This window comes from Gordonia aquimaris (genome assembly GCF_026262595.1).
Lineage (GTDB): Bacteria > Actinomycetota > Actinomycetes > Mycobacteriales > Mycobacteriaceae > Gordonia > Gordonia tangerina.
In genome coordinates this window covers 93646-109983 of record NZ_JAPKFM010000011.1, presented here as the reverse complement: position 1 = coordinate 109983, position 16338 = coordinate 93646, and the positions used below count along the sequence as shown (strand labels likewise).

At 65.8% G+C, this 16338-nt stretch carries 16 protein-coding genes; 3 read left to right on the top strand and 13 right to left on the bottom strand.

Annotated features, from left to right (window positions below; all coding sequences use genetic code 11):
* Positions 1-5 precede the first annotated feature (5 nt).
* From OSB52_RS12405 to OSB52_RS12385, 5 genes are all read right to left on the bottom strand, one after another.
* Positions 6-1283, bottom strand: a complete 1278-nt coding sequence (locus OSB52_RS12405) for an MSMEG_0569 family flavin-dependent oxidoreductase (RefSeq protein WP_266061943.1) — start codon at positions 1281-1283, stop codon at positions 6-8.
* The gene (locus OSB52_RS12400) at positions 1280-1588 is read right to left on the bottom strand and encodes an MSMEG_0570 family nitrogen starvation response protein (RefSeq protein ID WP_266061942.1); all 309 of its coding nucleotides are present in this window, start codon (positions 1586-1588) and stop codon (positions 1280-1282) included. The genes OSB52_RS12405 and OSB52_RS12400 overlap by 4 nt, the downstream gene beginning before the upstream one ends.
* Positions 1581-2480, bottom strand: a complete 900-nt coding sequence (locus OSB52_RS12395) for a carbon-nitrogen hydrolase family protein (protein WP_266061940.1) — start codon at positions 2478-2480, stop codon at positions 1581-1583. Before OSB52_RS12395 ends, OSB52_RS12400 begins: the two co-directional genes overlap by 8 nt.
* Positions 2481-2499: 19 nt before the next feature.
* Positions 2500-3024: an MSMEG_0572/Sll0783 family nitrogen starvation response protein gene (locus OSB52_RS12390; protein ID WP_235721517.1), complete on the bottom strand. Its 525-nt coding sequence runs from the start codon at positions 3022-3024 to the stop codon at positions 2500-2502.
* An 803-nt stretch (positions 3025-3827) separates the two neighbouring features.
* Positions 3828-5240: an NAD(P)/FAD-dependent oxidoreductase gene (locus OSB52_RS12385; RefSeq protein ID WP_266061938.1), complete on the bottom strand. Its 1413-nt coding sequence runs from the start codon at positions 5238-5240 to the stop codon at positions 3828-3830.
* Between the two features lie 105 nt (positions 5241-5345).
* Here OSB52_RS12385 and OSB52_RS12380 point away from each other — a divergent pair, with 105 nt between their 5' ends.
* Entirely contained in the window at positions 5346-5984 is a 639-nt protein-coding gene (locus OSB52_RS12380) for a TetR/AcrR family transcriptional regulator (protein ID WP_235721515.1), read from the top strand.
* A gap of 93 nt (positions 5985-6077) precedes the next feature.
* On the opposite strand, the gene OSB52_RS12375 is transcribed toward OSB52_RS12380, so the two are convergent.
* From OSB52_RS12375 to OSB52_RS12365, 3 genes are read right to left on the bottom strand one after another with little or no spacing between them, the layout of a single operon-like run.
* The gene (locus tag OSB52_RS12375; RefSeq protein ID WP_266061936.1) at positions 6078-6662 is read right to left on the bottom strand and encodes a histidine phosphatase family protein; all 585 of its coding nucleotides are present in this window, start codon (positions 6660-6662) and stop codon (positions 6078-6080) included.
* Positions 6663-6718: 56 nt separating this feature from the next.
* Positions 6719-7423: a hypothetical protein gene (locus OSB52_RS12370; RefSeq protein ID WP_266061935.1), complete on the bottom strand. Its 705-nt coding sequence runs from the start codon at positions 7421-7423 to the stop codon at positions 6719-6721.
* 53 nt (positions 7424-7476) lie between these two features.
* Positions 7477-8814 (bottom strand): sulfatase family protein, encoded by a 1338-nt coding sequence (locus OSB52_RS12365; protein ID WP_266061933.1) that lies wholly within the window; start codon positions 8812-8814, stop codon positions 7477-7479.
* Between the two features lie 125 nt (positions 8815-8939).
* On the opposite strand from OSB52_RS12365, the gene OSB52_RS12360 reads away from it, so the two are divergent.
* Positions 8940-9899, top strand: coding sequence for a phosphotriesterase family protein (locus OSB52_RS12360; RefSeq protein ID WP_266061931.1), 960 nt, complete (start codon positions 8940-8942; stop codon positions 9897-9899).
* Positions 9900-10531: 632 nt separating this feature from the next.
* On the opposite strand, the gene OSB52_RS12355 is transcribed toward OSB52_RS12360, so the two are convergent.
* The 4 genes from OSB52_RS12355 to OSB52_RS12340 form a co-directional block, all read right to left on the bottom strand.
* Positions 10532-11140, bottom strand: a complete 609-nt coding sequence (locus tag OSB52_RS12355; RefSeq protein ID WP_266061929.1) for a TetR/AcrR family transcriptional regulator — start codon at positions 11138-11140, stop codon at positions 10532-10534.
* The gene (locus OSB52_RS12350) at positions 11137-12405 is read right to left on the bottom strand and encodes an acyl-CoA dehydrogenase family protein (RefSeq protein WP_266061927.1); all 1269 of its coding nucleotides are present in this window, start codon (positions 12403-12405) and stop codon (positions 11137-11139) included. Before OSB52_RS12350 ends, OSB52_RS12355 begins: the two co-directional genes overlap by 4 nt.
* Positions 12406-12455: 50 nt before the next feature.
* The gene (locus OSB52_RS12345) at positions 12456-13280 is read right to left on the bottom strand and encodes an SDR family oxidoreductase (RefSeq protein ID WP_266061926.1); all 825 of its coding nucleotides are present in this window, start codon (positions 13278-13280) and stop codon (positions 12456-12458) included.
* A gap of 1020 nt (positions 13281-14300) precedes the next feature.
* Positions 14301-15137, bottom strand: a complete 837-nt coding sequence (locus tag OSB52_RS12340; RefSeq protein WP_266061921.1) for an SDR family NAD(P)-dependent oxidoreductase — start codon at positions 15135-15137, stop codon at positions 14301-14303.
* 41 nt (positions 15138-15178) lie between these two features.
* Between OSB52_RS12340 and OSB52_RS12335 the strand changes: the two genes are divergently transcribed.
* A complete protein-coding gene (locus OSB52_RS12335; protein ID WP_372512411.1) occupies positions 15179-15457 on the top strand; it encodes a sortase domain-containing protein in 279 nt (92 codons plus the stop codon).
* Positions 15458-15578: 121 nt separating this feature from the next.
* Here the strand turns inward: OSB52_RS12335 and OSB52_RS12330 are convergent, their stop codons facing one another.
* Entirely contained in the window at positions 15579-16286 is a 708-nt protein-coding gene (locus tag OSB52_RS12330) for a hypothetical protein (RefSeq protein ID WP_266061918.1), read from the bottom strand.
* Between the last annotated feature and the right edge of the window lie 52 nt (positions 16287-16338).

Genomic DNA, 16338 nt, shown 5'->3' with positions numbered 1-16338 from the left:
CCCGCCTACCGAACGGCAGCGAGCCGGGGCGCAGCGGCGCGGAGCCCGTCGATGATGGTGTCGGCGAGGTGTCGGGCGTCGCGGTCGACGCCGAGGAATCGTCCCGAACCCCAGGTGTGCATCCACGGCAGACCGATGAAGCTCAGTCCGGGCACCTGGGTGGCGCCGCGGGTCTGCATGGGCCGGCCGCCGCCGTCGAATGCGCTGGCCTCGATCCACCGGTAGTCCGGGCGGAAACCGATGGCCCACACGATGCTGGTCACGCCCGCCGCGGCGAGGTCGAGTTCGGTGGGATCGGCCTCGGGTGTCCACACCGGTTCGTAGCGAGTCGGTGGTGGGGCGTCGATGCCGGCGGCATCGATGTGGCGGTCGATGTCGGCGCAGATGGAGTTGTAGACGGAATCGGCCTTGTCCAGAGCTGCGGTCAGGGTCGGAGCGAACCGCAGCCCTGTGTCCTTGCCGTCGGTCAGGGTGCCGTAGAGCTGCATGCCCTCGGCGGCGAACTGGCGCAGATCCACATCCCGGCCACCGTCGCGGCCGGTCACATAGTGGTTCGTCTTCTCCTGCGCGGCTTTGCCTCCCGGATATTCCTGGGCGGGTGTGTCGTAGAGTCCCATGTCGGCGAGCCAGGTCATGCAGTCGCGGCCCCGGTAGAAGCGGGCCACGCGCGGCGCGTTGCCGACGGCCAGGTGCACCTGCCGACCGGCCAGGTGCAGGTCTTCGGCGATCTGCGCCCCGGACTGGCCGGAGCCGACGACGAGAACCGCACCGTCGGGGAGCTGCTCGGGATTGAAGTACTGCTCGGAGTGGATCTGGGTGATCGACCGGTCGAGTGATGACGCGTAGGGCGGGATGACCGGCAGCGGGTAGCCGCCGGTGGCGATCACCACCTGGTCACAGGTCACGAGTTCCACACCGTCGGAGCCGGTCAGGGTGAGTTCGAAGCCGGCGTGGCCGTTCTGGCGCAGCCGGGTGACCCTGGTGTGGGTGCGTACCGGCGGGTCGAAGGTGTCCAGCCAGCCCGCGAGCCAATCGACCACCTCGTCGCGGGTCATGAATCCGTCCGGGTCCGGGCCGTCGTAGGTGTAGCCGGGTAGCCGGCAATGCCAGTTGGGGGTGACGAGAGTGAAGTTGTCCCAGCGTGAGTCGGCCCAGGCGTGGGTGGGGGTCTCTGCTTCGACAACAAGGTGGTCGATGCCGGCGCGGCCGAGGTACCAGCTGACCGAGAGTCCGGCCTGGCCGGCGCCGACGATCACGACGGGGTGATGAGCGGGAGCGCTCATGATGTCTCCAGTGGGGTGGGCAGGGGTGGGTACATGCGGACGACTTCGACGGAGGCACCGGAGTCGTGGCGTTGCGCCGTTCGGATGATGTCATCGGCGGAGGCGGCAGCGGACGTGCAGGCGAAGCCGAACTTCGCCCGCACCCGGTCGGCGGCCTCACCGAGCGCCGTGGTGGCGCGGCTGGTGAATTCATCGACCGTATACTGTTGCCCGACAACGAGATGGTCGTGCATCACCAGGCTCGGCGAATAGCATTGCTGCACTTGGCCGTCCGGCCAGCGGACGGTGAACGTCATCTCAGGCATGCGACAGATCCCGCCAAGGTGCGGTTCCGGTCGCGTCGAGTTCGGTGAGTACGCCGTAGGCGTCGGGCCGACGATCCCGCAGGTGGAACATGCCGCCACGCATGGCGGTGAAGGTTCCGGCGATGTCGACGTCGGCCACGGCCATGCCGCTGCCGAGCAGGGTGGTGTCGAGAATATTGCCACCGGGATCGACGATCTTCGCGTTGCCGACGTAGCGCAGCGAGCCAAAGGTTCCGGATTGGTTGGACGCGATCCAGAACACCTGGTTGTCGAGGGCACGCGCGGTGTCGAACAGGTTGAACCGGTAGGTCCACCGGTCGTCCTGCAGATTCTCGGCGGTGGCCGTGCGGGCAGCAGGCCACGCCGACAGGCTCGCGATGATCTCGGCCCCGTTGAGTGCCATCACCCGCGCGGCTTCGGGAAACGCTTTGTCATAACAGATCTGAAGTCCGACCCGTCCGACCGGGGTGTCGAAGACGCCGTAGTCGGTTCCCGACGAATACGACATGTTCTCACCCAGCGGCTGATGCACCTTGCGATAACTGCCGTAGATCTGCGAGCCGTCGAGCACAGCCGCCGCGTTGTAGCGGGTCTCCCCGTCGTCGGCGATCTCGCAGAAGCCGATGGCGATCACCATGTCACCGATGATCGATTGCACGCGTTGGATTTCCGGCCCGTCGATGCGGATGGCCGGCGGCATCGATCGGCTTGTGTTCTTGACGGTGTCACCGTGATTGCCGAGTGACGAGAGGTAGCCGCCGATGGCCGCTTCGGGGAAGACCAGGAAGTCGACGCCCCGGTCACGGGCCTGCGCCACGTAGTCGGCGATGGTTGCGTAGTTCTGTTCGAGGTCGCGGGTGAAATTGGCCGCGACCGCGGCGATGGTGGTCATGAGGTTGCCTCGGGTTCGGTCACACCATGTAGGTGGAGTTGATGATCGCGCCCTTGCGCGCGTAGTGGATGATCGCGTCCTGGACATCGAGTGGATGGGCAGGAATCACGCCTTCGATTAGATCCTCCTCGCGGCCACCGTGCAGGGCCAGACCGAAGCGGCAGCAGAACACGGTGCCACCCTCGGAGATGAAGGTCGCCAGCGAGTCGTTGATGTTCTGCTCACCCGGGAAGCCGGAGTCACCGGTCTTCGGAAAGCCTCGGGTGGCAAGGCAATTAATGGCGCCGGGGCCGTAGAAGTAGATGGCCGATTCGAAGCCCTTGCGCAGTGCGCGGGTGGCCTGCAGAACCGCGACGAACGACACCGACGATTCGTGGGCGATGCCGTGCACGAGGGTGAAGTAGGTCTCGCCGTCCTCGGCCTGGTAGTCGGGGAAGATCTTGGTGCCACCGTAGATGTTGGAACCCTTCGGCAGCGAGGGGTGCGGGATCTCACCGAGTGACGTGGCGATGTTGTCGGTGATGGTCTCGTCGAAAGTAGGCACGGAGTCTCCTAGAATGAGGCACGACGGTTCACGGCCGTCGACCCGGTTAGCGGAAGTCGAGGCGACGCTGCCTCGCAAGAGGATTCGATCCGGAGATCGGGGTTGTAGCCGTCGGGCGGCTACGACATTCAGTTCACGCCCGATCTATTGCGTGGTGGTTACCGGGAGAATAATTGCGGCACGGGTTTCGTTAACATGGCCCGCTATGCGGCTGTGTGGTCTCGATACGTTCCTCGCCTAGCGGCTCGGATCTACTCGACCACCGAACGGGGCGGCTGCGCACCACTCAACCACCGAAGGGAGCGGCTGCGCACCACTCAACCACCGAAGGGAGCGGCTGCGCACCACTCAACCACCGAAGGGAGCGGCTGCGCACCACTCAACCACCGAAGGGAGCGGCTGCGCACCACTCGACCACCGAAGGGGCCGCTCCGCACCACTCGACCAACAGGTAGGCGGCTCGGACTACTCGACCGCCGAAGGGGTGGCGACGGCGGCAACCCCGCCGTGGCGTCCACGACGGGGTTGCGGGGAGGGCGAAGCCCGAAGCTAGCGGCGGCCGCAGGTCACTGCCAGATCCAGAGCCAGCGGCGGGTGCGCTGGTCCCAGTGACGCACGCGACGGCGGCGGCGGGCGGGGGTCTGCGGGGCCTTATTCTTGTTGGTGGTCTTCTGCGGAGTGGGCATCGTCGGCCTTTCTCGTCGGTGTGCGACCCGGGGTGGATCTCGTTGACACCATTGAGAATGCGGGCCAGGGCTGGTGAAACCTTCGACGCCCGCTGGGAGGTTGCTGGTGATGGCCGATCAGACGGTGACCGGTATCTGCTCGGCGGGGAGGTCGTCGCCGAGCAGCCGACCTCCGTCGGGTTCGGCGCGCAGAAAACGTCGCTTCTCCCGCCATCCGGACACCAGGCGTTGCTGCTGGAAACGAAGATCCGAAACCACCTCACGGGTCGGCACCCCCGGCCGACGCACTGCCTTGACCACGGCACTGGCCACCGTGGACGGCGACATCATGGCCGCCGGCGGCTGCACACGGTTGTAGATGTCGCTGAGCACGGCGGCGTAGTCGGTCTGTCGCTGCGCTCGCCGGTACAACTCGTACTCCAGCGGCGACGGCGGCAGTCCCGAGGCCAGGAAGTTGGTCCACTGGAACACGTCGATGCAGTCGCGGTCACGTTGCGCCGCCCAAGCCGCGGTCGCGCGGTCGAGAGCCGACGCATCCACACCTGTTCGCGCACCGAGCACCGGCGCGATCGCCTCACCCAGGAGGCGGCCATAGCGCAGTCCGTCACGGATGCCCTGTGCGGTCACCGGGTCCTTGAAGTGGCCGGCGTCGCCGGGCAACGCCCAGCCAGGACCGCTCGAGCGGCGGAAGTAGGACTCGATCCCGACGCCGGCCCGAACCCGCGAGGTCAGCTCACACCCCGACAGCCTGGCCGCCAGCCCCGGCAACGCCGCCACTCCCTCCAGATAGGCGTCATGGGCCTGACGTCCCCGGAACTGCGGGATCATGTCCACCGGCGGTTGCAGCAGGCACAGCAGATCGCCACCGTCGCAGGGGAACGCGGTTCCCAGCAGCCGATCGACTCGCCATTGGGATGCGATGTGGCGCAGGTCGTCACGGTCGTCGGACCAGTACGCGTAGTAGCAGGCGCGTCCGCTGGGCGCGAGAAGTGTCGGCGTCTGCGCTCCGACCTGACGGGCGACGAAACTCTTGCGTCCGTCCGCGCCGATCACGATGGGCGCGTGGATCTCGTGAGTTGTGTCATCGTCGTCGGTGTAACTCAGGCCTGCCACCCGCCCGTCGACCCGAATGAGTTCGGTGGCCGTGCACTGCTCACGGATATCGGCGCCCGCGTCCCTGGCCGTCTGGACGAGGACGTGGTCGAGGTGGGTGCGCCTCAAACACATTGCGTAGTCGATGCCGGCGACCGGCGAGTATGTGGTGCGCCAGCCGATATCGTCGAGGATGGCCTCGGCCATCGGCATCCTGGGCGCACCGATCGCCTCGACCGCCGGGAGCGCGCCCAGCGTCTGGATCTCGGCCATGGTGGTCGGCCACAACAGGTGGGTGGACAGGGTGTCCGACGGGAATCGCGCGGAATCGATCGCGAGGACCCGCAATCCCCGTTCGGCCGGCGTGATCGCGGTGGCCGATCCGGCGATGCGGGCCCCGACGATCACCGCGTCGAACTGCTCGACGGTTGAGCTCATGACCTCGCTCCTCCCGGCCGGCCCCCGACATGCAGTCCGACACAGTGTCAGGCTGACGTTATGCCTGCACAACCCGGGTGTCAAGGGTGGCGTAGCATCAGGCGCATGGGGTCGGTGACGCGGGCGCACACGGGGCAGACGCTGCAGCGTCGGGCCGAGGTCACCGATCGGGTGCTCGGCGCCGTGGAAGATCTGCTCGGCGCCGGAGAACGCTTCACCGAGCTACCGGTGCAACGGATCGCCGAGCGATCGGGCATGTCGCGCACCAACTTCTATCAATACTTCCCGAACAAGAGTCAGGTGTTGATCGAGGTCGCGGAGATCGCGTCGAAGGAATTCTTTGCGGCCCCGACGTCGTGGTTCGCTGACGACGCCTCGCTCGATGCCGGGGTGGCCGGGGTGCAGCGGGCCATCGCCGAGATGTTCGCGGAGTTCCGCAAGCACTGGCCGTTGATGCGCGCGCTGGGCGAGGCCGCCGCCTACGACACCGAAGTCGCCGAGTTCTGGTTCGGACGCACCCACGAGTTCATCGACTTCGCCGCCGATCGGGTGGCGCGCTGGCAGACGCAGGGCCGCGTCGACGCCGTGGTGACCGCCGAGTCGGTGGCAGCGGTGACCTGGATGGTGGAACGCAGCATCGCCCAGCACATCATCTCCGCAGACAGCGACGTCTCCGACGACGATCGGGTGGTCGCCGCGCTGTCCCGCACCATCTGGCTGACCATCACCGCCGGGCCCGACTGACCGCCGATACAGCGGCGGTTACAGCGAGGTCCCGGAACAATAATTGACGCGACGATCCGCTGGCACCGCTGGCGGATACGGCGCTCCCGGCACCTACCGCAGGTGGTCGGTTTCGTTGAGCGACATCACCTGGCGGTAGCCGCCCGGCAGCGCGATCACCCGCGACACCGAAGTGTAGAAGGGTTCGGTGAAGAACATGCGCTCGGCGCCGATGATGTGCGAAAGGTAGGCGTTGATCACCCCGCCGTGACAGACCACAGCGACGGTCCGCTCGTCGTCGACGATCAGAGATTCGATCCCGTCGACAACGCGACTGCGGAACTCGTCGAGGTCGAAGCTGTTGTCTCCCAGGCGACCGGCGTTCATGTCTGTGAGGAGGGTCGCGCGGTCGGTGTAGGTGTGCACGACTCCGTACGTCGTCCACCCGTGATCGAGTTCGACGAGTCGGTCGTCGAAGGAGATCTCATGCGACAGCGCTGCCGCGGTGACCGATGCGGTCTGCGCCGCCCGCCGCATCGGGCTGCTGACCACCGCATCCACCTGGCCGTAGCGTCCGGCGGCCATCGCCTTCGCCAGCAGCTTCGCCTGGTCCTCGCCCTCTGGCATCAGATCGGGGTCGGCCCCCGCCGGATCGGACAGCCGGAACGGTTTGGCGTGACGGATCAGCAGCAGTTCCATGCGTCCAGTTCAGCGCATCGTCGGCGCCGACGCGACGTCGGGGCAGTGGTTACCCATCACCGGCTCGCCGCAGCCACCTTGTCGATCGCGGAGGTCACCGTCTGCCGGAAGGTGTTCACGTCCGGATCGTCGGCGACGGCGCCCGCCGAGGTCACCGTCACTGCGTAATCGCCGACCGACGCCCAGGCCAGCAAGGTGGTGGAGGCAACCTCACGGCCGTTGAAGGTCGACGTACTGGTCTGCTCGACCGCGAACACGTCGTCGGCTGCAGTGTCGGAAAGGTCGATGGGGTCGCTGGTGATTCTCGATTCGGCTGCGCCACCTCCGTTGCCGATGGTCGCCGTCACGTTCGCACATTGTCCGGTGCGCGAGGCGCGGACGTCGTCGAGCGAGCCCCCGCCACCGGGCGTCACCGTCTCGGTGACCGTGGTGGAACCGGAGACGGCCATCAACATCACCATCCCGGAGTCGTCGGCGGTACCGGTCGCCGCACACTCGGCGGGACTGATGGTGGCACCCTTGGCCACATCGAGAACGCTGTTGGCGGCCTGCGCCACCTGCCCGGCCGGGATGGGCATGGTGCGGAATCCGGCCGGAAGCTCGTCGGTGGTCAGCAACAGCGCGTTGACCTCTGCCGACGCCGACTGCTCGGCCGACTCGCCGGTGTCCGGTTGCGAACCCGAATCCCCGCATCCCGTAACACCGATCGCGGCGACCGCCGACACCGATATCGCCGTCACCCGAAATTGTGATGTGCGCACTGATTCCACCCCCTGATCGAACGAACCCCGAAGGGCAGGGTAGCGGATCGGATCTATCGGTCGGTGAAGCGTTCGGCGATGGCGTCGCCCTCGGCCTCTTCGGGGATGGTGTCGCCGGTGCGTTCTCGCCACTGTGCCAGGGTCTCTGCCAGGATGCGCTGTGTCTCGCGGTGTGCGGGATCGTCGGCGAGGTTGTGCAGTTCCCCGGGATCGGCAGTGAGGTCGTACAGTTCGCGCAGCGGTCGCGGCTTCTGGGCGGCCGCCTGGTCTATCGAACGGGCCGAGCGGCTCTCGGCGATGTCGCGCGGCAGCTGCAGAGTGGGACGTATGGCGTAGTTCTCGATGTAGGAGAAGTCTCTGGTGCGTACCGCGCGGATCGGATCGAATGCGTCGTGGTAGGTCTTCTCGGTGAAAACCTCGGTTCTGCATGGTGTTTCAGTATCGCCAACGATCGCTTCGGCATGCGACAGGCCGTCGACATCGTCGGGGACCGGCACCGACAACAGGTCCAGCACCGTCGGTACCAGGTCGACGCCCGACATCAGTCCGTCATGGCTGCGGGGCAGCAGGTCGCGGCGGCGCGGCGGGCGGATGATCAGCGCGATTCCCGTACCCGTTTCGTACAGAGTGGATTTCGCGCGCGGGAAGGCAAGTCCGTGGTCGGTGACGAAGACGATCCAGGTGGTCTCGTCGAGCCCGAGGTCGGCGACCGCGGCGAGCAGTCGTCCCACCGCAGCGTCGGCGGTCGCGATGGTGCCGTGCAGGCCCGCGAGGTCGGCGCGGACATCATCGGTGTCAGGCAGGAAGTCGGGGACGGTGATCGATGTCGGGTCCGCGGGCGGATACCGGTCCTCGGGGTATGGACGGTGGGCTTCGAAGAAGCCTGCGGTGAGGAAGAACGGCCGCTCGTCGGACACGCGCACGTGTTCGGTGAGCCACTCGGCTGCGCGGTCGCTCACCACGTCGCCACGGGTGTCGGAGTCGTCGACGGTGTCGAAGCCGAGGGTGGTGGCGGCGGCACTCTCGTGCTGCATCCCGATCAGCACCGTTCGGTAGCCCACCTGCGACAGCAGGAACGGCAGGGTGCGCACCCCGTCGCGGTACTCGGAACCGTGGTGCGCGAGGCCGATGAGCCCGGTGCTGTGCGGGTAACGGCCGGTGAACAGTGATCCACGCGCCGGCGAGCAGAGTGGCGCGGTGGCGTGCGCAGCCGTGAATCGAATTCCGTTGGCCGCCAACCCGTCCAGATGGGGACTGTTCACCCCGGCGGCCCCGTAGCACCCGAGGTGCCGGCCGAGGTCGTGCCAGTGGATCATCAAGACGTTCTCGCGCGGGGTCTCGCTGCTGCGGGCATCCGCAGCAGAGACGCCGAGGGATTGCGCAGTGGACATGACTTCCATGATGCGCGCATGAGGGTGATCAAGCCGCTCTTGAAGTTGAAGTCACCCTCAAATACAGTCCGGAGAGAGTGACCCAGACCACACGATTCGGCCGCCCGCCTGCGCAAAGGAGCCACATGAGCACCGTCAACACCGTCACCGGACCCGTCGATTCCGCTGACCTCGGCAATGTCCTCATCCACGAGCACGTCTTTGTCCTCGGCGAGGAGTATCGGCAGAACTACCAAGATGATTGGGACGAGGACGAGAAGATCGCCGAGGCAGTGCGCGACCTGACGGAACTCAAGGGATTGGGGATGGACACCATCCTGGATCCGACGGTGCTCGGGTTGGGCCGCTACATTCCGCGAATCCAGCGCATTGCCGAGCAGACCGACCTGAAGCTCGTGGTCGCGACCGGTTTGTACACCTACAACGACATCCCGTTCCAGTTCCATTACACCGGTCCAGGCCTGCTGTTCGACGTTGCCGAACCGCTGGTCACGTTCTTCGTCAAGGACCTGACCGAGGGAATCGCCGACACCGGGGTGAAGGCGGCATTCCTCAAATGCGCCATCGAGGAGCAGGGTCTGACGCCCGGGGTGGAGCGAGCCATGCGCGCCGTCGGACAAGCCCACGTGCAGACCGGGGCGCCCATCACCGTGCACACCAACCCGCACACCCAGTCGGGGCTGGTGGCGCAGCAGGTGCTCAAGGAGGAGGGCGTCGACCTGACGAAGGTCGTCATCGGCCACTCCGGCGACTCGACGAATTTGGACTATCTGATGCAGCTCGCCGACGCCGGCTCGATTCTGGGCATGGATCGTTTCGGACTGGATGTGCTGCTGCCGTTCGAGGACCGCGTCAACACGGTGGCCACCCTGTGCGAACGTGGTTATGCCGACCGGATGGGCCTGGCGCACGACGCCGCCTGTTTCATCGACTGGTTCTCGCCGGAGGCCAAGCGCGAGGCGGTGCCCAAGTGGAACTACCGGCACATCAGTGAGGACGTGCTGCCGGCGTTGCGCGAGCGGGGTGTGAGCGACAAGGACATCCAGACGATGCTCGTCGACGTCCCGCGGCGGTACTTTGAGTGAGGGCCATACCGGTGAAAGAGTAGCCCACGAACAGAGTGAGTGCGCGCTCCCTCGGTGATCGAGTAGCGCGCGAACGCAGTGAGTGCGCGCTCCCTCGGTGATCGAGTAGCGCGCGAACGAAGTGAGTGCGCGTATCGAGATCACCACCCACACAGAGCATGTCAGCCTGCGTGGTCTCGATACGCACCCTCGCCTAGCGGCTCGGACGCTACTCGACCACCGACTTGGGACGACGACGACAGGGACGGCCCGGACGCTAGCCGCTCCCCGACGGAGAGCGTGATCGAGCAGCGCGCGACCGAAGTGAGTGCGCGTACCCTCGGTGATCGAGTAGCCCACGAACGAAGTGAGTGCGCGTATCGAGATCACCACCCACACAGAGCATGTCAGCCTGCGTGGTCTCGATACGCACCCTCGCCTAGCGGCTCGGATGCTACTCGACCACCGACCTGGGGCCACGCCCACAGGGCGGCCCGGACGCTACTCGACCACCGACTGGGGGACGCCGACAGGGCGGCTCGGACGGTACTCGACCACCGACAAAAAGCAACGACGACAGGGCGGCCCGGACGGTACTCGACCACCGACGAACGGCGACGCCGACTGAGGTCGACCACCGAGGGGTTCGAAAGCTACTTGCGGGTGAGGCCGAGGGCGTTGGCCCACAAGCGTGTTGCGGTGAAGACCAGGTCCTCGATGTCGTCGGCGCCGCCGACGCCCAGGCTCTGATACGCCATCCGTGACACCATTCCCGAGAGTGCGCGGGCGGCCTGCACGGGGTCGAGGTCGGGGTCGGCGAGGCCGGCCTGCTGGAGCTCATGGATGCCGCGGGCGTTTCGTTCGATGAACACCTGGCCGCGCTCGACCCGTTTCTGGCGGAAGTCCGGACTGATCCCGGCCACCTGTTCGCGCACCATCATGAGCTTGGCGTTGCGTCGATACGCCTGGAAGTAGGCGCGGTTGGCCGCTTCGATGGTCGCGATCGGATCATCGGAGTCCGGTTCGCCATGGGGCATCCCCGGATGCAAGATCTCCTCTTGGGCCGCGGCGAGCACCGCGTCGAGGATGTCCTCCTTCGAGTCGAAGTAGGTGTAGAACGAGCCGGTCGCGCAGCCCGCCTCCACCGTGATGTCGGTGAGGCGGGCGTCGGCGAACCCGTCACGCTCGAAAACGGTTCGGGCTGCGACGATCAACGCGGCCCGGGTACGTTCACCGCGCGCGGTGAGCGGCCGCACGGTCATCGCGATACGAGCGCCTGATCCGACACACCCGCCACGGTCTCCTTCGCCGCGGCCGCCGCGTCGCGGTACGGGCGCAGCTCTCGCCGGGCGATGGCGCGCTTGTGCACCTCGTCGGGGCCGTCGGCCAGCCGCAGCGTGCGAATGTGTGCGTAGGCCATGGCGAGCGGGAAGTCATCGGTGACCCCGCCACCGCCGTGCACCTGAATCGCGCGGTCGATGATCTTCAGGGCGATGTTCGGCGCGGCCACCTTGATGGCCGCGATCTCGGTGGCGGCGGCCTTGTTGCCGACGGTGTCCATCATGTAGGCGGCCTTGAGCGTCAACAGCCGGACCATCTCGATGTCGATGCGCGCCTCGGCAATCCAGTCCTGGATGTTGGCGCGCTCGGCGATGGGCTTGCCGAAGGTCACCCGCTGTGACGCTCGCGCGCACATCGCCTCGAGTGCGCGTTCGGCGACACCGATGGTGCGCATGCAGTGGTGGATTCGACCGGGACCGAGGCGGGCCTGGCTGATCGCGAATCCCTCGCCCTCACCTTTGAGGACGTCGGTGGCCGGAACACGCACGTTGTCGAAGGTCAGTTCGCCGTGGCCCTCGCGGTCGACGTAACCGAAGACCGGTAGGTTCCGCACGATGGTCAAACCGGGTGCGTCGGTGGGCACCACCATCATCGACTGCTGCCGATGCGTCGCGGCGCTCGGGTCGGTCTTGCCCATGACGATCAGCACCTTGCAGTCGGGACGCATCACGTTGGACGCGAACCACTTACGCCCGTTGAGCACGTACTCGTCACCGTCGCGCACCATGGACATCTCCACGTTGGTGGCATCCGAGCTCGCGACGTCGGGTTCGGTCATGGCGAACGCCGATGCGATCTCGCCGTCCAGGAGCGGCTTGAGGTAGCGCTCCTTGTGCTCGTCGGTCCCGAACAAGGTCAGCACCTCGATGTTGCCGGTGTCGGGGGCGTTGCAGTTGAACACCTCCGACGCGAAGCCCACGTGTCCCATGATCTCGGCCAGCGGCGCGTACTCGAGGTTGGTCAGGCCCGGCCCCCACTCCGGATGCGGGTGGAAGAGGTTCCACAACCCGGCGTCCTTGGCCTTCTGTTTGAGCTCGAGCAGGATCTCCGGTGTTCCGTGCGGGTTGTCGGACTCGGCCATCTGCTGGGCGTAGACCGCCTCGTTCGGGTAGATGTGGGCGTCCATGAATTCGAGCAGCTGCGCGCGATACTTCTCCGCACGTTCGGAGGGAGTGAACAGATCCATCGGATTCTCCTTTGTCGAGGGGTTCAGCTCTGGCCGGCCGGGGCGCCGGTTCACGGTTTCGCGGAGTCGACCAGACTCTGCTGGTAACGGCGCATACCGCGCAGCCATCGGTCGTAGTCGGCGCCCTTGTGCCGGTACATCTCGAGCACCTCGGGGTGCGGCAGGATCAGGAAGCGCTCATCGCCGATGGCGTCGATCACCACGTCGGCGACCTCGGTGGTGGTCAGCACCCGCCCGGCGGTCTCCACCGCTCGTTGCATGAGCACCGCGCCCTCGTCGGCGGGGGTGTCGTCGGGACGCAATAGCTTGGTGTCGACACCCATGGGGCACAGGCAGCTCGCCCGCACGCCACGGTCGCCATAGGTGACGTTGAGCCACTCCGCGAAACCCACCGCAGCGTGTTTGGTCACCGAATAAGTGGCCGATCCGAGTTGGGTGAGCAGGCCGGCCGCCGACGCGGTCGACACGAAATAGCCGACACCGCGCTCCACCCATCCCGGGACGAGCCGCCGGGCCGCCCGGATGTGGCCCATCAGGTTGACGTCGATGACCTGCGCCCACTCGTCGTCGGTAGCCGCCAGCCCGGGAGCACCAGTGATGCCCGCGTTGGCGAAGTAGAGATCCACCGGCCCGAACTCGGTTTCAGCGAGGGCGATGGTGGCATCGATGTGCTCGGGGGAGGCGGCGTCACCGGCGATGGTGGTGATCGATCCGGGCGCGTGTTCGGCCAGTGTCGCTGCGACGGAGTCGAGTCCCTCGGCCGCCAGGTCGGTGATAACCACGCGTACGTTGCGCGCCACGAGTGCCTCGGCCAGTGCTGCGCCGATACCGCCGGCGCCTCCGGTCACGATGGCCACCTTGCCGTCGAGCTCCATCACCACATCCTCGTCGTGGACGGTTGCGGCCGAGTGGCATCACCCGGTCGCGTCGGGTTCGGCTCGAAACCTACTTGAAGTTGCGTTCAGGTTCAAGTGCTTGCTCGGTGCCGCACCGCTGGTCACCAGTGCAGAGAGAAATGACAACGGGGATATTCCACAATCAGGAACAATGCGTTTTCACAACGTTCGTTGAGAAATTCTCAACTACCGTTGGGAAAAGAACAGATTCACGTTACCGAGGTTAACTGAGACTTTGCTGGGGGAGAACCAAGATTTAGGTGACACCCGACTGGGTCATCCGTACACTTCGGTATATGGTGTTCGTGAGAATAAATTCTTCGGTGGTTGTAACGAATCACTGAGCGTCACCGAAACGCAGACCAGAGGATCGTCAAGCCCGCGGCGATCCCACGAGATCTGCCAGACCCCCCGAGCTTCGGCCGAGAGATCCAGGCCCCCTTTGGTTCTCACGGTCGTTGGTGTCCGTGTCCGTTTCATGTGGAAAGGAGGTGACAACAATGCTGTTCGACATCCTCAACGAGTTCATCGGAGCTGCCCTCGCCTTCCTCGGCCAGTTCTACTGAGCCTGGATTGGGTAGTACTAACGCCCGGCCTCACCGACATTGCGTGATGATCAACGCAAACGAGAGTCGTTCCCCCCCTGTACTCTCTTTTCACTGATCAATCCCGTACTCATTTCTGAGTACACCTCCGAAACCGCTCGGAGTGAAGACTTGCCTTTTTCACTCCGAAGGTTCTCGGGCGGGATATTCGCAACGGTGGTGAGTCCGGGCGTTACGCCGTCTCCGGCCTTCCGGGGCACCCCCGGTCAGGGGGTCGTCCGACCGAAGCACGCCCATCGCTCCATTCTGTGATCTGGATTACACTTACGCGGGTAATCCCAGGTCACCGGAGGGAGGTGCGCCATGTTCAGTCTGATCGCCGATCTCGTGTACGGCATTCTCAGCGCCGTCGGCAACTTCCTCTGGTGATCGTCGACACCGTCGGCCGGAGCAGTCAGGTCACCGCAGCGATTGCGCGGTCGGCGACCGTCGGGGAGACGTAGTCGATCGCCGGGAGGAGTGCCCGCAATGCCGCGGGCGCGACCGCGCCGGGTTGATGGGTCACCGCCCGCAGAATCCAGTTCGCCGCGTCGTCGACCGTCAACGCGGTGACGTCGTCGTATTCGGTGGTCGGGGAGATCATCTCGGTCCGCACCAGCGGGAAATGCACATTCGTCGCGCGCACGTTCGGGTGTGGTCGCTCGGCGTTGAGGCTGCGCCCGAAGATCGCCAACGCACTCTTGGACGCCCCATACGCGGAGAACCGTGGAAACGTGTTGGCCATCAACGCCCACGTACATACGTTCACCACCTGCCCGCGGCCACGGGCGACCATGCCGGGCAGCAACCCCAGACTCAGCTGGACCGCGGCAAAGTAGTTGAGCTGCATCGTCCGCTGGTAGTCGTGCAGACGGTCGGTCGAGTCCATGATGGAGCGGCGAATCGAGTGCCCGGCGTTGTTCACCAGTACGTCCACGTCCCGATCGGCAAGCTGAGCCAGCAGGTCGACAATCGCCGACTCATCGGACAGATCGCAGACGAGATACTCCGCTCCCGTCTCGTCGGACAGGGTCTGCAGTTCGTGCTCGCGGCGTGCCACCGCGATCACCCGCGCACCACGTTGCGCGAGCAACTGTGTGGTGGCCCTCCCGATCCCGGCCGACGCCCCGGTCACCACCACGGTGAGGCCGGCGACATCGCGGCCCGGCCAGGTCAGGGTCCGCTCCACTCGACCGGGCAGCAGCGTCCGCCTTTGGACCAGGTCGAGCAGGCCTGCGGAGAACGACGGCATTGCTGTCCTTTCGACGACCTCCCCGACGGTAGCGCGCAGAAATCTCGGCCGACACCGCCTACCTCGCCGGCCAGGCCATCCACAGCGGCGACGGGGTCTTCGTGCCGCTGCAGCAGGTGCAGCCCGGCGCGCAGATCAGGCTCGACACCACCGCCGGCGCACGCACGTACCGTGTCGATGCGACCACAACCTACGAGAAGTGGAATCTCACCCGATACGACGAGGTGTGGCAGGCCGTGCCCGGGCGACTGATCCTGGTGACCTGCTTTGTCGTAACGGGCAGCCCACCGACGCTTATCTCGTCTATGCGTCGCCGATAGGACGAGCGTGAAGAGCGACATATTTCGGTAAAAGGAAAAATCCGACACATCTGCGAAACGAATGCGGGCCCGGTATCGAGGGCCCGCATTCTTTGCGTATTCCGTGGAAACCGTCAGTGCATCAGAACGGCAGGATGTTCTCCAGAGATCCGAATCCTGTGCTGGGGGCGGTCTTCGCGAAGTTCGTGGTACATCCGTTGAATGTCACATTGTCGACGTACACCGTGTCCGGCACGGAGGAGGGCTGGCTCGAGATGCCGTAGTCGTCGACGACGGTGTTCGCGCCCGCCGCATCCGACAGTTCCTGCAGCGTGCCACGTGTGCCGCGGGGGAAGTTGTCCCCCAAGTCGCGGGTGGCCCACCACTGGTCGGAGGTGGTCGCATTGCGTTGGCCTGCATCCTCGGCACTCGTGCTCCACACGAAGGTGACGAATCCGTTGCCTTCGCCGGTGTCGGCGCCGGTGGAGCGGATCTGCCAGTTGGCGTTGCCGCCCTTGCTCTCAAAGGTGAGCGGCTTACCCAGGATGTCGGAGAGCTTTACTCCGCCGGCCGAGTGATAGGACGCTTTGCGCTTGTTCGCCGCGTCGGTCTTCAGCTCCAACGATCCGTCCGTGTCGATGACGTTGGTCGCCGAGTAGGTGCCGGCCTGCCCCTGCTCGTCGGGCGCGGTGTTGCCCCAACCGTTGGTCTGGTTCTCGGCCGAGATCTGTGCGCATTGATTCGACCCGAGGCTGCCGGTGTCGGGTGCTGCTGTCGCGACTGCCGGAGAAATCATTGCGGCCGCCCCCAGTGCGCTGGCCACCGTCGCGGTGCGGACAAATCGACGCATCGGAAAGGTACCTCCATGGATTGGCTTCATTGGCATATCCGTGGGCCAGCGT

What these genes read in the sequence shown, in the direction of transcription:
- OSB52_RS12405 (WP_266061943.1), bottom strand. Translation starts at nt 1,283, where the DNA reads ATGAGCGCTCCCGCTCATCACCCCGTCGTGATCGTCGGCGCCGGCCAG.
- OSB52_RS12400 (WP_266061942.1), bottom strand. Translation starts at nt 1,588, where the DNA reads ATGCCTGAGATGACGTTCACCGTCCGCTGGCCGGACGGCCAAGTGCAG.
- OSB52_RS12395 (WP_266061940.1), bottom strand. Translation starts at nt 2,480, where the DNA reads ATGACCACCATCGCCGCGGTCGCGGCCAATTTCACCCGCGACCTCGAA.
- OSB52_RS12385 (WP_266061938.1), bottom strand. Translation starts at nt 5,240, where the DNA reads ATGAGCTCAACCGTCGAGCAGTTCGACGCGGTGATCGTCGGGGCCCGC.
- OSB52_RS12380 (WP_235721515.1), top strand. Translation starts at nt 5,346, where the DNA reads ATGGGGTCGGTGACGCGGGCGCACACGGGGCAGACGCTGCAGCGTCGG.
- OSB52_RS12375 (WP_266061936.1), bottom strand. Translation starts at nt 6,662, where the DNA reads ATGGAACTGCTGCTGATCCGTCACGCCAAACCGTTCCGGCTGTCCGAT.
- OSB52_RS12365 (WP_266061933.1), bottom strand. Translation starts at nt 8,814, where the DNA reads ATGTCCACTGCGCAATCCCTCGGCGTCTCTGCTGCGGATGCCCGCAGC.
- OSB52_RS12360 (WP_266061931.1), top strand. Translation starts at nt 8,940, where the DNA reads ATGAGCACCGTCAACACCGTCACCGGACCCGTCGATTCCGCTGACCTC.
- OSB52_RS12355 (WP_266061929.1), bottom strand. Translation starts at nt 11,140, where the DNA reads ATGACCGTGCGGCCGCTCACCGCGCGCGGTGAACGTACCCGGGCCGCG.
- OSB52_RS12350 (WP_266061927.1), bottom strand. Translation starts at nt 12,405, where the DNA reads ATGGATCTGTTCACTCCCTCCGAACGTGCGGAGAAGTATCGCGCGCAG.
- OSB52_RS12345 (WP_266061926.1), bottom strand. Translation starts at nt 13,280, where the DNA reads ATGGAGCTCGACGGCAAGGTGGCCATCGTGACCGGAGGCGCCGGCGGT.
- OSB52_RS12340 (WP_266061921.1), bottom strand. Translation starts at nt 15,137, where the DNA reads ATGCCGTCGTTCTCCGCAGGCCTGCTCGACCTGGTCCAAAGGCGGACG.
- OSB52_RS12330 (WP_266061918.1), bottom strand. Translation starts at nt 16,286, where the DNA reads ATGCGTCGATTTGTCCGCACCGCGACGGTGGCCAGCGCACTGGGGGCG.